This is a genomic window from Nostoc sp. FACHB-152 (assembly GCF_014697475.1).
In the GTDB taxonomy this organism is placed as follows: Bacteria; Cyanobacteriota; Cyanobacteriia; order Cyanobacteriales; family Nostocaceae; genus Nostoc_B.
In genome coordinates, this window is the sequence record NZ_JACJRV010000024.1 from 43,898 (window position 1) to 58,830 (window position 14,933).

General features: G+C 39.2%; 13 protein-coding genes. 8 read left to right on the forward strand and 5 right to left on the reverse strand.

Annotated features, from left to right (window positions below; translation table 11 throughout):
* Positions 1-185 precede the first annotated feature (185 nt).
* Both H6G76_RS17845 and H6G76_RS17850 read right to left on the reverse strand, forming a co-directional pair.
* Positions 186-1,844 (reverse strand): alpha-amylase family glycosyl hydrolase, encoded by a 1,659-nt coding sequence (locus H6G76_RS17845; RefSeq protein WP_190703285.1) that lies wholly within the window; start codon positions 1,842-1,844, stop codon positions 186-188.
* Positions 1,845-2,154: 310 nt separating this feature from the next.
* Positions 2,155-2,529, reverse strand: a complete 375-nt coding sequence (locus H6G76_RS17850) for a DUF1823 family protein (RefSeq protein ID WP_190703288.1) — start codon at positions 2,527-2,529, stop codon at positions 2,155-2,157.
* Positions 2,530-2,850: 321 nt separating this feature from the next.
* On the opposite strand from H6G76_RS17850, the gene H6G76_RS17855 reads away from it, so the two are divergent.
* Complete coding sequence (locus tag H6G76_RS17855; protein WP_190703291.1) at positions 2,851-3,177, forward strand: acylphosphatase; 327 nt, start codon at positions 2,851-2,853, stop codon at positions 3,175-3,177.
* A gap of 40 nt (positions 3,178-3,217) precedes the next feature.
* On the opposite strand, the gene H6G76_RS17860 is transcribed toward H6G76_RS17855, so the two are convergent.
* The 3 genes from H6G76_RS17860 to H6G76_RS17870 form a co-directional block, all read right to left on the reverse strand.
* Positions 3,218-3,778 (reverse strand): DUF6745 domain-containing protein, encoded by a 561-nt coding sequence (locus tag H6G76_RS17860; protein WP_397333676.1) that lies wholly within the window; start codon positions 3,776-3,778, stop codon positions 3,218-3,220.
* A 57-nt stretch (positions 3,779-3,835) separates the two neighbouring features.
* On the reverse strand, positions 3,836-4,054 hold the full coding sequence (locus H6G76_RS17865) for a type II toxin-antitoxin system VapB family antitoxin (protein ID WP_190703294.1): 219 nt from the start codon (positions 4,052-4,054) through the stop codon (positions 3,836-3,838).
* A 64-nt stretch (positions 4,055-4,118) separates the two neighbouring features.
* Positions 4,119-5,504, reverse strand: a complete 1,386-nt coding sequence (locus H6G76_RS17870; protein ID WP_190703297.1) for a response regulator — start codon at positions 5,502-5,504, stop codon at positions 4,119-4,121.
* 674 nt (positions 5,505-6,178) lie between these two features.
* On the opposite strand from H6G76_RS17870, the gene H6G76_RS17875 reads away from it, so the two are divergent.
* From H6G76_RS17875 to H6G76_RS17905, 7 genes are all read left to right on the forward strand, one after another.
* A complete protein-coding gene (locus tag H6G76_RS17875) occupies positions 6,179-6,853 on the forward strand; it encodes a VWA domain-containing protein (protein WP_190703300.1) in 675 nt (224 codons plus the stop codon).
* Positions 6,854-6,996: 143 nt separating this feature from the next.
* Positions 6,997-7,779, forward strand: a complete 783-nt coding sequence (locus H6G76_RS17880; protein WP_190703303.1) for a PP2C family serine/threonine-protein phosphatase — start codon at positions 6,997-6,999, stop codon at positions 7,777-7,779.
* 53 nt (positions 7,780-7,832) lie between these two features.
* Complete coding sequence (locus tag H6G76_RS17885; protein WP_190703306.1) at positions 7,833-10,022, forward strand: tetratricopeptide repeat protein; 2,190 nt, start codon at positions 7,833-7,835, stop codon at positions 10,020-10,022.
* A gap of 515 nt (positions 10,023-10,537) precedes the next feature.
* Positions 10,538-11,311 carry a glucose-1-phosphate cytidylyltransferase gene (gene rfbF / locus H6G76_RS17890; protein ID WP_190703308.1) on the forward strand — a complete coding sequence of 258 codons (774 nt, stop codon included), beginning with the start codon at positions 10,538-10,540 and terminating at the stop codon, positions 11,309-11,311.
* A gap of 100 nt (positions 11,312-11,411) precedes the next feature.
* Entirely contained in the window at positions 11,412-12,629 is a 1,218-nt protein-coding gene (gene lhgO, locus H6G76_RS17895; RefSeq protein ID WP_190703311.1) for an L-2-hydroxyglutarate oxidase, read from the forward strand.
* Between the two features lie 163 nt (positions 12,630-12,792).
* Positions 12,793-13,821: an NAD(P)-dependent oxidoreductase gene (locus tag H6G76_RS17900; RefSeq protein ID WP_190703313.1), complete on the forward strand. Its 1,029-nt coding sequence runs from the start codon at positions 12,793-12,795 to the stop codon at positions 13,819-13,821.
* A gap of 92 nt (positions 13,822-13,913) precedes the next feature.
* Positions 13,914-14,921, forward strand: a complete 1,008-nt coding sequence (locus H6G76_RS17905; protein WP_190703316.1) for a glycosyltransferase family 2 protein — start codon at positions 13,914-13,916, stop codon at positions 14,919-14,921.
* Positions 14,922-14,933 lie beyond the last annotated feature (12 nt).

Here is a 14,933-nt window from a genome sequence, read left to right on the forward strand (position 1 = left end):
GAGATTTTAGTTATCTCGTTGCTTAAGTGAAAAGTAATATAAACATTTTAAGTCAAAAGCACAACAACTTTACTTGATTAAGGAATACAGGTGATCGCTTACTTTTATCAACACCAATAAAAAATGGAGGCTTTCGCCCCCTTAATCTCACAGAAACTAGGTTGAGTCAATGTCAGAAAAACTTGTTAATGCCAAACGAAGACTTTTGCTTCGTATGGGCCAATGTCAGTTATGATGCCATCATCACCAGCTTCGACATCATAATTGCCAGTCCACTCATGCCAAGTACCGCCACAAGGGAAGTTAGGAACGTGATAGCCACCTAAAAAGTTTTCGGAGAAATTTGCTACCACAACTACACGCGAACCTTCCTCATTCCAACGGCTATAAGCTAGTACCTTTGCTTCAGGATTTTCGTGGATAAAATCAATATTTTCGGTGTACAAAGCGTGACTATTTTTCCGTAAATGAATCAAGCCTTTATAGTAATCAAATAAACTACGATTTAAATCATTACCTAGTAATGTCCAATCGATTTTAGATGATTCTTGGGTTTTCGGTTTATATTCCCCAAACTCTTGCCCCATCCAAATTAAAGGTACACCAACAGCCGTCATTAAAATAGCGACACCTAATTTGATGCGTCTAAAAGCTTCTTCATCGAAAATGCTACGATTACCTAACTCAACTATTACCCGATTATGGTCGTGGTTAGTGAGATAATTCACTACATTAGTTGCACCCATAAAGCCTTGACGTTTAGGGTCAATCACATCTTTGAGGTTTTCTAACTCAAAGGTGTCGCCACAAATGTGTGCTGTTACTGTATGCATAAAACTATCATGCCAACAGCCATCCATCGGGCCATCAACATTAGTAATGCTAGTAGTTTCGGGGATATGTTCAGCAACATTATAAAAAGGTTTAGCACCAGCAGTGTTTTTCGCTTCTTGGACTATCCAGTGCATGAAGTCGTAGTTAGCTATTTGTCTAGCTGCATCGTAGCGAATTCCATCTATATGATATTCTTCAATCCAAAAACGAACTGCATCACCAATAAATCTGCGTGCTGGATAAGTTTCTAAATTCTCATCGTAGAATTCGTAATTAAACTCTGGCCCCCAGCTATTATCAGGGTCACGAGGCGCATGGTGATACCAATAATCGTGGTCTATTTGTGTTAATGGACTAGAAGATTCCGAATGATTATAAATCCCGTCCATAATCACACGAATACCTCGACTATGGCACTCGTCAATCAGTCGTTTTAACTCATCTGTAGAACCATAACTTGATTCTGTTGCAAAAAAATAGCGTGGGTTATAGCCCCAACTATAATCGCCAGGATATTCTTTAACTGGTAACAATTCAATAGCGTTAATTCCTAAGTCAGATAAATAATCTAATTTTTCAATAACGTGTTTGTATTTACCCCGTGCATAAGGGTCATCTTCACCACCAGAAAAGTCACCAACGTGTAATTCATAAATAACTAATTCATGGTCTGGTGGTAAGGGTTTGTTATCATGATTCCAAACGTAAGTATCAACAATTCTTTGCCCATCTTTAATGCGAACCACAGCATTATCTTTACCGCCATTTTCATCAATATCAGCTGCATAAGGGTCGGTAACATCTACCCACTGATCTTCTTCTAAAAACCATGATTTTGACTGAACACGAAATTTATATTGATAAACCCCATCTTCTAATTCTACTGTTGTCCGAAAATATCCATCATCGCCTTTTTCCATTGGAATTTCTTGCCAATCAGAAAAAGAACCTATTATTGCCGCACCTTTGTTATATGGAGCAAATAAACTAAATACAATGGGATTTGCCATAAAATTGTTTGAAATATATAAAGCAATTAATAGTATTTTCTTAATTATTAATTGATTTGCAAATCGGTCTATAGAAATAATTACTTCAACCTTTCCTCTATCTGTGGAAATACTATTAAATATTCAAATAGGCTGTTTGTTAAGGGCTAGTTGCGAAAAATACTTAGTTTCTGGCTTTCATTAAATAGCTTCCATCGAACGATAGATTTTATATAATATTTCATTTTTTTAGTTATTTTTCTAGAAAAAATAAGATTAAGTTGAGCCATAATAATATCAACTTAACCTAGATCTAAAATTTTTCAAATAACTATAATTCAGGATTTTGTTGCTGCCAATAACTTAATAACCAATTGGCTGCTGTTGCCCGACGGGTTTCCCTTGGGGTAAATTCCCCAATTTTATAACCTTTAAAACCCAACTTTTCTTTGACAATTTGCTTGTATTCTTTGGGTATAGAGCGAGTTAACTTCATTGTCGCTGGGCGACTTTCTAGAAAGTTAGGTGGTTCTGGGTATTCATCTCGCCACTCTGGTATAACTTCGCTATTATCCCATTTGCAGTTTGTGGAGTCATAGCGATAACCTAAGTAGTGCCATACTAATTGATTGACTATGGCATCATCAATTTGATCCTTAAGAATTCCCCAAACTGTATCTGTGTTAAGTGGTGGTAAATTAGACATAAGCGATGCAGTATTCAAACTTCAAAATTAGCAGATTGATAGTTAGTAATCTGTAATTAGGGATGCAAGCATCCGGCAGAGTATGGCAATGTACAAAAAATAATTTATCATTATTTTTTGTACGTTTCAAAGTCAAAAATGTAGTTAGGCAATAGGTAATAGGCAAAAATGTGCTTATTTTATTAATCAAATATGAGTCTTATAATTTATTGTTCTCTAAATTTAGTAGATTTTTTTTATCAAAACTTGAGTATTCAATTAAAATTTGGTGCTGGATTCACATAACAGGTAGACTGGAAATCGTAAAGAATTGACCAGTTTATGCAAGATTCCACACAGCTACCGAAAATGATTCGCGCCCATGTGTTAATTTCTGGCCGAGTTCAAGGAGTAGGCTATCGCTATGCAACCGTCGATACTGCCAGTCAGTTAGGCTTAACTGGCTGGGTGCGAAATCTGCCTGATAGCCGAGTAGAAGCAGTATTTGAAGGGGCGCGGGAAGTTGTAGAGGAAATGATTCGCTGGTGTCACATTGGCCCACCTGCGGCTATGGTGCAAGAGGTTGTCACTGAATATGAAGAACCAGAAGGTTTGCGGGGGTTTGAAGTGAGGCGATTTGTTCCTTCTACCAAGGATACTGAAGATTAACACTTGAATTAATGTTTTTATAACTATGAATCTGTATAACTCAAGTTTGTACACTAAAGTCTTCTGGGTCTACTTCCCAATTGACCCAGCGAATAGCCTCTCTTGCTGATAGCATATTAGGTGGAACTCGCAATATATGAATATATCCTGTGCTGGGACAGACCATTTTTAATAAACAAATCGGTTCAATATCAACTTGATTATCGATTTCTAATAAAGTATATTCTCGCCAAGTATCTAATTCCACAGCTTGTAATTCACGAGCAATTTTCTCGTAACCAATACTTTGAATTAATACTCGCCTTAATTCTGCATTAACTTCAGCTAAAAGCCATTGCGCTTGCCACTGGCTTGGGTGTAATTGACCGTACTTTTCTGGTAATCTTACTCCGTGATAAGCATAAATATTAAATCCTTCGTAAGCTATTGCTGGTTCACCTTCGTCATGTAATCTGCCTTGTGTATCTAGACGAATTGCTGAAGGTTTAGGAGTGGCTACTGCAATATCTCGAAAAGCCCACCAAAAACCACAATGCTTGGCAGTATCCCATAAGCCTTTTACTTTTGAATTGCTGTAATAATAAAATATATGGTGAGTGATTAACTTGGCTATTGCGTCTAAGAGCCAAAGACCAGACTGACGTATCAACAATGACTTTCATCGTATCTGGCGTTGTTGTTTGTAATCATAATCATCGCAGTATTCAATCGTTCCGAATAGCTCTATTATTTTAAGTTGCTTTCGGTGCTGCACATACTCTCTTAATGCTTGTTCAACAACTGCATTAGCAGCATTAACTGCATTTTTAGTATGATGTACGCTTAATTCTAGAGCTTCTTGAACTAAATTTTCGTCGATTTCTACATTAATAGTCATGTGAATATTATTGCACAAATATTTGCAACAAAAATAAATGCTCTGTGTTTAACTTACCAATTATTTAAGCCAAGTGCATAAACACAAGTTTGAGCAATTCGGCGCGGGTAAATGGTTTAGTTAAATAACCAGATGCGCCTACTAATCTGGCTTTTACTTTATCAACAATTCCCTTATTACCTGTGACAAAAATAATTGGGGTATTTTTGAACATAGAGTTATTGCGGATGATTTTACATAATTCATAGCCATCAATACCTGCCATGTTGAGGTCTAGCAAGATTAAGTCTGGTTTATGTCTAATAATTGACATGATAGCTTTTAGCGGGTCATCGATAGTGACTACAGAGAAGTTTTCGCTTTCTAAGAATCGGCTAATTTCTTTGAGAATTGTGGGACTATCATCAACAGAAACGATTTTATAGGTCTTTTTGGCGTTGACGGTAGTAGTCGTTACTCTTTCGGGCGCAGCTTTTGTGGTATTTGGTATTGTTAATTCTGAAAGATTTGGTCTTGATGGTGCAGATATTTTTGGCGATCGCACCACAAGTGTAAAATCTTTGGCAGGATTATCTGTGTAAGTTTGAGCGTTACTGGGTTCTACTACCGTGTCAATTAGCTGTCGATTTAGTAATGCTGTTGTATACCGATAAAATGGTGAGGCGGCTGGTAAATAGTTGGGTAACTGATCAAATGGGGGATCTGGTTCATGCATAATTACCCCACCTTGAACAATATGAGGGTACAAATTTTGTGCTAGTTGAATTTCATCTTGATTCATAATTACAGCCAGATGACGCAAACTAAAACCCTTCATCCAATGAGTTAATTCTGGCGGTAATTCTGGTAAATTCTTGTTGTTGAGTTTACTGTTAATTAACAGGTATGGACGCTGATTAGGAGATGAAATTTGGGGAGCGAAAGACTGCCAACTCTGCAATCTAATTTGGCAATATTCTAAAGTCTTTTCTACATCCAGCCGACAAATTTTTGTCACTGTCTGCTGTGGATCACTTAATGTATAACTACCTGTTTTAATTAACAAAAACGATTCAATCACTTCTTTAACTAGTTCTTGAATCAGGAGTGTTGCTTGTGCTGTATCTAAATGTCCTTCCTTTACTAGCCATTTAATAGCTTGATAATCAGCCGGTTGACTCGATAAGTTGCTATCATCTGCAACAAACTGATTTGACAACTCATGCTCAAACATCATCCGTAATTGTACACGGGTTTCATTACTCACTTGGTTGAGGCGACGCAAATGGCGTTCCAGTCTATCAAAAGGTTCCACTGAGTGAGTGGCGTAGGTTATCGTTCCCTGTTCTAGATAAATCGACCAGGTAACTAAGTTACTAAAGCCCTGTAAACAAGTAGTATCAGTACAATTAGATAACTGTCTTAATAAACTGTGGGGTTGTAAAACTGCGAATCTGCCAAGATAATTCATCTCTGTTTTATAAAATTAAATAGAATTTATATAAATTTGGCTGCTCACCTATGTTGTACTTTATTTAGTTTTAATATGTCTCTACAAAAATTATTCTTTAATCAGAAAATATAAATATATATTAAGAGCTATGAAATTTACAGCCCAATCAGCATATATAAGCAAAATTTTGGACGAAAGAGATCAAAAGCTAAAGAGATCATCACTAACTCAGTTTTGGCTTCCTCCCTTTGGCTGACTTTTTATCAAAATGATAATTTTGCTTTCACGACTCAGCAATAATACAGAGTAACTGCTGGGATTACTTAGAGCCTAGATGAATGATAAATTATAGTTTGAATGAAAAAAGATAAATTCTACATGAAATCTTTAAACTATTACGTAGGAAAGTTTATGCATTTATTATATTCTAAATTTGCTCTACATAAATCTTCGTGGTTTTACTGATGCCAGTAATAGCGACCCTTGGTAAATTCATATTTTTTAAACCTAAACTTGATGAAAATTTCATTAAATATGTCAATAAAATAGTGAAAATTAGCTATTTAATAGTGAATAAAAATTAAGTTACTATCAACAAAGATTTACTTATTGCCTCTAGGCTCCGGAAACTCAAATATATACTTTGAAAAAAGGAAAATAAAGCGTTGGACTATAACATAACAAAAAAAGTTATGCAAGATACATTAAGACTAGATGAAGTAGTTGAATTTGCGGAGAATCCAGAACCTCGGTGTCCTTGCGTGTTATTGCTGGACACATCTGGGTCAATGCAAGGTGAACCTATAGAAGCTTTAAACCAGGGCTTACTCAGCTTAAAAGATGAATTAGTAAAAAATTCTTTAGCATCGCGGCGAGTAGAGGTAGCAATAGTTACATTTGATAGCCAAGTCAATGTAGTACAAGACTTTGTGACTGCGGATCAATTTAATCCACCCATCCTGACAGCCCAAGGACTAACAACTATGGGGGCAGGAATTCATAAAGCTTTAGATATGGTGCAAGAGCGTAAATCCTTGTACCGGACAAATGGAATTGCCTATTACCGCCCTTGGATATTTATGATTACCGACGGCGAACCTCAAGGTGAACAAGATCAGATAGTAGAGCAAGCCGCACAGCGTCTACAAGGAGATGAAGCCAGTAAACGCGTAGCTTTTTTCTCAGTTGGTGTAGAAAACGCTAACATGACGAGGCTCAATCAATTAGCTGTGCGGACTCCGCTCAAACTTAAAGGATTGAACTTTGTCGAAATGTTTGTGTGGCTATCGGCGAGTATGGCAGCCGTTTCTCACTCAAAAGTAGATGAACAAGTAGCACTACCGCCTATTGGTTGGGGATCGGTTTAATTGCGATCGCAGCATCATACTTATAGCAGTTGCTGGATAAATTAGGACAAGGCTTAATCTTTAAACAAGAACGCTAAACGGCTTCAAGCCTGTCACCTGTACCCTGTTTCCTGCTATACACAGCTAGCCCAGACAAAAAATCAATGAACACAACAAGACAAATTTCTCATTGGCGGGTAGTCGCCGCATCTGTATGTGGTACAAGCCACATCAGAACCAAGCAGCTGTGTCAGGATGCTCACAACTGGCAGCTACTGCCAGACAATGTTTTAATTAGTGCAGCTGCCGATGGTGCAGGTTCTGCCAGTCAAGGCAAAATTGGTGCAATGGTAGCCACAGAAGCAGCTGTAGAACATTTATCCATTAAACAAGTCACCCGCTCCTCCCTAGAAGATGATGGAGTCGTGCAATCGTTATTAACTGATGCTTTGCTAGCGGCCAAAAAAGCAGTAGAGGCAGAAGCAGCAGCGTGTAACCAACAACCGCAGGATTTGGCAACTACCTTAATAATTACCATCGCTACACCAGACATGGTAGCAGCAGCACAAATCGGTGACGGAATGGCAGTCGCAAAAAATCGTCAAGGAAATTTAATTGCGCTAACACTGCCAAATAACGGAGAATATATCAACGAAACTACTTTTTTGACCTCCTTGGATGCCATAGACACAGCACAAATGAGACTATGGCGTGAAGAAATAGTCAACGTTGGAGTTCTCACCGATGGACTACAAATGCTGGCTTTGAATATGGTTGTTGGCGAACCTCACAAACCCTTCTTTTTTCCTTTATTTGATTTTGTCGAAAACGTTGAGGATAAGACATTAGCCAAAGAGCAACTAGTGAGGTTTTTAGGATCTGAGCGGATTACACAACGTACCGACGATGATTTAACCTTAATTATTGCTGCCTTCAACCACTCATGACCAAGGATTCTGCAAGTTCGGATTTTTAATTAGCCCCCAACTGTGACTTAATCATGAAGGTACTACGTTGTCTTCCCCAGCCAGAAATAATCAACCTCAGCGTCAGCTTAGGGCGCGGCGGTGAAGCCTGTATTTACGCAGTTCCATCCGATGGTGATTTAGTGGCCAAGGTTTACCATAAACCCACAGCCACACACATCAAGAAACTGCAAGCAATGCTGGCTAATCCTCCCGAAAACCCTACAGCTAGCTTGGGGCATATTTCGATCGCTTGGCCACAAGAATTAATCAAGACAGTAGACGGTAGCAACAGCATTGTTGGCTTTATCATGCCGCGCATTCGCGGGATGCGTCCGATTATTGACTTTTACAACCCCAGAACGCGCCGCCAACACTGCCCATTATTCAGCTACCAATATCTAGTCCGCACAGCGCGTAACTTAGCAGCCGCTTTTGCCGCTCTGCACAACAGTGGTTATTGCGTGGGAGATGTCAACGAATCTAACATCCTTGTCAGTGACACGGCACTAGTAAGCTTAGTTGATACTGACTCTTTCCAAGTACCAGATGTCAACCATAACATTGTCTATCGCTGTCCAGTAGGTAAACCAGAGTTTACTCCTCCAGAACTCCAAAATAAAGTTTTCGCACAACACGACCGCGAAGTTACTCATGACTTGTTTGGCTTGGCAGTCCTGATCTTCCAACTATTAATGGAAGGTACACACCCCTTCTCAGGAATTTTTCAAGGTACTGCCGAACCACCCCCATACGAAGCCCGCATTGCTGCTGGACATTTTACCTACAGTCAACACCGACAAGTCCCTTACGTCCCAACTCCCATTGCTCCTGCTTGGGAAATGCTGCATCCTAGCTTACAAGATTTGTTTGTGCAGTGCTTTGAAGCCGGACACAGTAATCCTTACTTGCGTCCCAGCGCCCAAACTTGGTTATCGACCCTGGCAGAAGTCGAAGATGCTTTAATTACCTGTACTGCTAATCCCCAACATCTCTACAGCAACCACCTACACAGTTGCCCTTGGTGCGAACGTTCCCGACGCTTAGGTGGACGCGACCCGTTTCCATCACAGAGGGCAATTGAAAAGAAAGAACATTTGCAACCGCGCAACATTCCCAAACGACGCTACAACCAACCTGCACGCAGACCACAGCCAGTAATGGCATTTACTCCATCAACAAATTACTGGCAGCAAGGCAACACTCCTAATTATTATCCGTATAAGCGTCCAAAGGCGAAGGCAGCAAAATTTTACCCCATAGTTTTAGCTTGTCTAGGTTTAGGGATGTTGGGTTATTTGGATGTGATGGTGAAATTTACCCGTCCGTTTGTCACCCAAAATGCCTATACACAGCAGAGATTGTTGAGCGAACCAACATCTAACAATGAGGCGAAGAGTTTTGCTGATTACTACAGACAAGGCCATGCTGCTTACCAAATACGTGACTACAAACAGGCAGCAGAAAACTTTAGCAAAGCCATTCAAGAAGAACCAAACTTCGCTAAATCATATATTAACCGAGGCAATGCGCGTTATAACTTGAAAGACTACGAAGGCGCATTAACAGACTATTCCAAAGCTTTGGATATCAATCCCCAAGAAGTCAAAGCTTTAGTTAATCGTGGCAACGCCCGCTATATGCTAGCTGAGTATAGCAACGATCCAGATCGAGAATATAACCTGGCGATCGCAGATTTTAATCATGCCCTCAAAATCAACATCAAAGAAGCCGAAGCTTATATCCGTAGAGGTATTGTCATAGCTCAAGTTGCCAAGTATAGCGGGGAATCTATCAAAGATTTCAAACGAGCGCTGGGCGATTTTACCGAAGCCATTAAACTGAATGCATCTAAAGCCGAAGCTTATTTCCAACGCGGTTCAGTTTACTACCAAATGGCGCAATATAGCCCCAACTATAATGAACAATACCAACTAGCACTGGCCGACTTTGATCAAGCATTACAACTAAACACAAAACTGGCGAAAGTCTATCTCAAACGCGGTATGGTGCGCTATGAAATGTCACAATACGGTGGTAAACAATCTGAGGAAAATAGTCAGAAAGCCCTTGACGATTTGCAGCTGGCTGCCAAATTGGCACTAGAACAAGAAGATACAGATAACTATCAGCAAGCACTGAGCAGTATGTGTGTCATCACCGAAAGCAAATGTAATACCCTATTACAAAGCTCCAGTATGTGGGGATATACGGGTACAAATTAGGGAATAGGCAATAGGCAATAGGGAAAATTCCATAATTAAAATAGTGGGATTTGGATAACGATGTATTTTTGATAAGCATGAGTGTCTTGTAGATGCACAGCAGCTTATCGAAGAGTAAAATGTTTTTACTTCTGATAATAAATACTATTGCCTGAATTCCCAATTCAATGAGTAAAACAATACACCTGATAGTAAATACTATTGCCTATTCCCTATTGCCTAAATTTCCAATTAAATGAGTAAAACAATACAAGGGTTAGGTAAAACTAACCCTTGTATTGTTTTAATAAATTATATTTGTAGAAATCCCAAAATTATCCTGATATACATATTCATAAGTCTTTAACACATAAAAGTTCTTTATTTACTTTTCCTTCATAAAATTGCCAAGAATTATAGTTAGATTATGTACGGAGAAAAACAGAAAGAAATTAGTTTTTCGTAAACCAAGTGCATCCTCTTCATTTCGATTAATTCAAAATATTAACTTCCTTACGAATCTCCGAGGTAATTGTATGAAAGCGGTGATTTTGGCTGGAGGGCTTGGTACACGCCTCAGTGAAGAAACCAGTATCAGACCCAAGCCGATGGTTGAGATTGGTGGTAAGCCAATTCTTTGGCATATCATGAAAACTTATTCTGCTCACGGTATTAATGATTTCATCATTTGCTGTGGTTACAAAGGTTACGTTATTAAGGAGTATTTTGCTAACTACTTCTTACATATGTCAGATGTAACTTTTGATATGCGTTTTAATCAGATGAATGTGCATTCTGGTTATGCCGAACCTTGGCGTGTCACCCTAGTGAATACAGGCGACAGCACCATGACAGGTGGACGCTTAAAGCGAGTTGGTGAACACGTAGGCAATGAAACTTTTTGCTTCACTTATGGTGACGGTGTAAGTAATATAAACATCACCGAGTTAATTAAATTCCATAAAGAACAAAAAACATTAGCTACACTCACAGCAGTACAACCAGCAGGACGTTTTGGTGCTATTTCTTTAGAACAAGACCAAACTAAAATTACCAGCTTCCGCGAAAAACGTGATGGTGATGGTGCTTGGGTAAATGGTGGTTATTTCGTTTTAGAACCAGAAGTAATTGATTTAATTGCGGATGACTCCACCGTTTGGGAGAAAGAACCATTAGAAAAGCTAGCTGATATGGAACAACTTTCAGCTTTTAAACACGATGGTTTTTGGCAACCAATGGATACCTTACGCGATAAAAATTATCTAGACGAGCTATGGCAGACTAGTAAAGCTCCCTGGCAAGTTTGGTAAAGAAAGGGAATGGAGATTAGGGAGAGTTAAACAAATAACTCTTAACCATTGACCCTTGACCATTGACTTATTAACAATCATTTCAAGTGCAATAATACCAATGTACGATTTTGCTATTGTCGGCGGTGGAATAGTTGGATTATCTACAGCGATGGCCTTGGGTAAACGCTATCCGCAAGCACGCATTTTAGTATTAGAAAAAGAAAGCAACTGGGCATTTCACCAAACTGGCAATAATAGCGGTGTGATTCACTCCGGTGTTTATTACAAACCAGGGAGTTTTAAAGCCAAATTCTGCCGTGATGGTAGTCGCTCAATGGTAGATTTCTGCCAGGAGCATGGGATTGACCATGAAGTATGTGGTAAGGTAATTGTTGCTACAGATGCACAAGAACTACCACGCTTAGAAAATCTCTACAAGCGCGGTGTAGAAAATGGCATAAAAGTTAAACGAATTAGCCCAGAAGAAGTTAAAGAAATTGAACCTCATGTCAGATGTGTAGGTGGCATTAGGGTATTTTCAACTGGTATTGTTAGTTACAAACAAGTTTGTATAAAATATGCCCAATTAATTCAACAGCAAGGCGGAGATTTACGCTTAAATACTAAGGTATTGAAAATCTCGGCAAGTGGGAAAAATCAGGTACTAGAAACAAATCAAGGCAACTTTGAAACCAAATTTGTGATCAATTGTGCCGGATTGCATAGCGATCGCGTTGCTAGATTAGGAGGAGTAGAACCCAAAGCTAAAATCGTACCCTTCCGGGGCGAATATTACGAACTCACCCCAGAAAAACGCTATTTAGTCAAAACCCTGATTTATCCAGTGCCTAATCCTGATTTTCCCTTCTTGGGTGTTCACTTTACCAAAATGATTGATGGTACAGTCCACGCCGGGCCTAACGCAGTTCTCAGCCTCAAGCGAGAAGGTTACAAAAAAACCGACTTCGACTTGAAGGATTTTGCAGAAGTCATGACTTATCCTGGTTTCTGGAAACTAGCAGCCAAACACGCTGATGAAGGTATTCAAGAAATCATTCGTTCTTTTAGCAAAGCAGCGTTTGTCAGAAGTCTGCAAAAACTCATCCCCGAAGTCAAATCAGAGGATTTAGTTCCTACTCATGCAGGAGTTCGCGCCCAAGCTTTAATGGATGACGGTAAACTTGTAGATGACTTTTTGATCATTCCTGGTCAAAACTCCATCCATGTCTGCAATGCCCCCTCACCAGCCGCCACATCTTCTTTAGAAATTGGCAAAGCGATAGTTGCACAAATTGCCCAGCACTCAGATATGCCAGCAGCCGTCACTGTATATTAACGTGAGTTCGACTCCTCTCTGTTTTGACCTCACTCCTGCGAGGAGAGGGGAGCAAAACCCTTATATTTTCGACTTTTAGGAGAGGGATGTAATTATTCTCTTTAGTTAGTTGGTGTGGTTGCATTTACCAAAATAATTACCCAACATAGAGAATTTAAAACAAATGAAAATATTAGTAACTGGAACAGAAGGCTATCTAGGTTCTTTATTACCTCCTCTGTTAATTGAACGTGGACACGAAGTTATTGGTGTTGATACAGGCTTTTATAAAGTTGGTTGGTTGTACAACGGTACAGAAATTACAGCCAAAACCCTCAACAAAGATATCCGCCACATCACCCCAGAAGATTTAGAAGGCGTGGAAGCAGTTGTTCACATGGCGGAACTTTCCAACGACCCTACCGGACAATTATCACCTAATATCACCTACGAAATTAATCATATAGGCTCTGTGCGCCTTGCTAACTTAGCTAAAACAATGGGCGTGCGCCGCTTCGTATATATGTCTTCGTGTAGCGTTTATGGTGTTGCTACCGAAGGCGATGTGACCGAAGAAACTCCAGTAAATCCTCAAACCGCTTACGCTGAATGTAAAACCCTCGTAGAAAGAGATGTCCAACCCCTAGCTGACGACGACTTTTCACCCACATTCATGCGGAACGCCACAGCCTTTGGTGCTTCTCCTAGAATGCGGTTTGATATCGTATTGAACAACCTCGCTGGGTTAGCTTGGACAAGTAAAGAAATCAAAATGACCAGCGATGGTACACCTTGGCGACCATTAGTCCACGCACTAGATATTTGCAAAGCCATTGTTTGTGCATTAGAAGCACCGCGTGATGTCGTACACAATCAAATCTTTAACGTTGGCGATACATCTAATAACTATCGAGTTAAAGAAATTGCCGAAATCATTGCTGAAACCTTCCCTGGTTGTAAATTAAGCTTTGGCCAGAACGGTGCAGATAACCGCAGTTATCGCGTTTCTTTTGAGAAAATTAACAGCATTCTGCCTGGTTTCAAATGTGATTGGAATGCTCAATTAGGAGCGCAACAGCTATATAACTTATTCAGCCAAATTGATATGACTGAAGGCACCTTTTTATTCAGAGGATTTACACGCTTAAAACAGCTAGAGTATTTAATCCGTACCGAGCAAATTGACAAAGATTTCTTTTGGATTAAAAAATAGTTGACCTCTAGGATTGAGATCCCCGTCTTCTTTAAGACGGGGATCTGGAAAAGCACAATAATCCTCATTCAAAAATATATTTTTTACTACAAATGAATAAATTACTGACTATTGCTATACCTACTTATAATCGGGCTGATTTACTTGATAAACAGTTATCCTGGCTAGCAAATGCGATCGCAGGCTTTGAATCTGAGTGTGAAATTTTAGTTTCAGACAATTGCTCTACTGATCACACTCCGGCTGTGATTCAAAAATGGCAAACAAAACTGAGCCAGATTACTTTTAAAAGTAATAGAAATCCTGAAAACTTAGGCGTGATGAGAAATATTATATATTGCCTAAGTTCTGCCAATACCGAATATGTGTGGACAATTGGGGATGATGATCCAATTCAAGATAGAGCAATTCCTTATCTTATTAACAAGCTCAAACAACATGAAGATTTAGGATTATTATTTCTCAACTTTTCTGGACGTAATAAAATTACTGGCGAACCAGTTCATCCCCCAACAATTGTTGGTAATCGCTGGTTCGATGCTGATGCAGAAGATGCTTCTGGAGATAGTAAAGCTATATTTGAACACTGTTTTTCCAAAAGTGTTGGTGCAGTTATTTTCCTGACAGCTAGCATTTATCGCACTAACTTAGTAAAACGTGCCTTAGAAATTTGGCCAGAGGCTGCAAGTAATTGGATTTCTTTAGCATACTTAGCTGGTTACTGTGCTGCAAATGGCAAAATAATTGTCACCAAAGAAACTTATTTAGAATGTATTGTCGGTGTGAGTTATTGGCAAAAAGAGCCAAGATCAGCCCTATTAATGCAATATAAACACATTCCCGAAGTAATTTTGAAACTTGGAGAATGTGGCTATTCTAAGCAATTTTGTAGAGGAATGGTGTTACGAAATAGCCAAGAAGTGAATTTAAAGGTTTTCTTTGGTGCTTTAAGAAGATGGCCGATATCTGCCATGAAGGTAGCGATTCCTTTTGTAGCTTTGGTGAGTCTTTCTGCTTTTGATGTGATGGCTTTGAAAGAAGTTAAACTTGCCGATGCTAATGAACCAAAACCTCAAGAAGTTCGAGCCAGTAATAAGTAGGCAAAAAATAAT

What these genes read in the sequence shown, in the direction of transcription:
- H6G76_RS17845 (WP_190703285.1), bottom strand. Translation starts at nt 1,844, where the DNA reads ATGGCAAATCCCATTGTATTTAGTTTATTTGCTCCATATAACAAAGGT.
- H6G76_RS17850 (WP_190703288.1), bottom strand. Translation starts at nt 2,529, where the DNA reads ATGTCTAATTTACCACCACTTAACACAGATACAGTTTGGGGAATTCTT.
- H6G76_RS17855 (WP_190703291.1), top strand. Translation starts at nt 2,851, where the DNA reads ATGCAAGATTCCACACAGCTACCGAAAATGATTCGCGCCCATGTGTTA.
- H6G76_RS17865 (WP_190703294.1), bottom strand. Translation starts at nt 4,054, where the DNA reads ATGACTATTAATGTAGAAATCGACGAAAATTTAGTTCAAGAAGCTCTA.
- H6G76_RS17870 (WP_190703297.1), bottom strand. Translation starts at nt 5,504, where the DNA reads ATGAATTATCTTGGCAGATTCGCAGTTTTACAACCCCACAGTTTATTA.
- H6G76_RS17875 (WP_190703300.1), top strand. Translation starts at nt 6,179, where the DNA reads ATGCAAGATACATTAAGACTAGATGAAGTAGTTGAATTTGCGGAGAAT.
- H6G76_RS17880 (WP_190703303.1), top strand. Translation starts at nt 6,997, where the DNA reads ATGAACACAACAAGACAAATTTCTCATTGGCGGGTAGTCGCCGCATCT.
- H6G76_RS17885 (WP_190703306.1), top strand. Translation starts at nt 7,833, where the DNA reads ATGAAGGTACTACGTTGTCTTCCCCAGCCAGAAATAATCAACCTCAGC.
- rfbF (WP_190703308.1), top strand. Translation starts at nt 10,538, where the DNA reads ATGAAAGCGGTGATTTTGGCTGGAGGGCTTGGTACACGCCTCAGTGAA.
- lhgO (WP_190703311.1), top strand. Translation starts at nt 11,412, where the DNA reads ATGTACGATTTTGCTATTGTCGGCGGTGGAATAGTTGGATTATCTACA.
- H6G76_RS17900 (WP_190703313.1), top strand. Translation starts at nt 12,793, where the DNA reads ATGAAAATATTAGTAACTGGAACAGAAGGCTATCTAGGTTCTTTATTA.
- H6G76_RS17905 (WP_190703316.1), top strand. Translation starts at nt 13,914, where the DNA reads ATGAATAAATTACTGACTATTGCTATACCTACTTATAATCGGGCTGAT.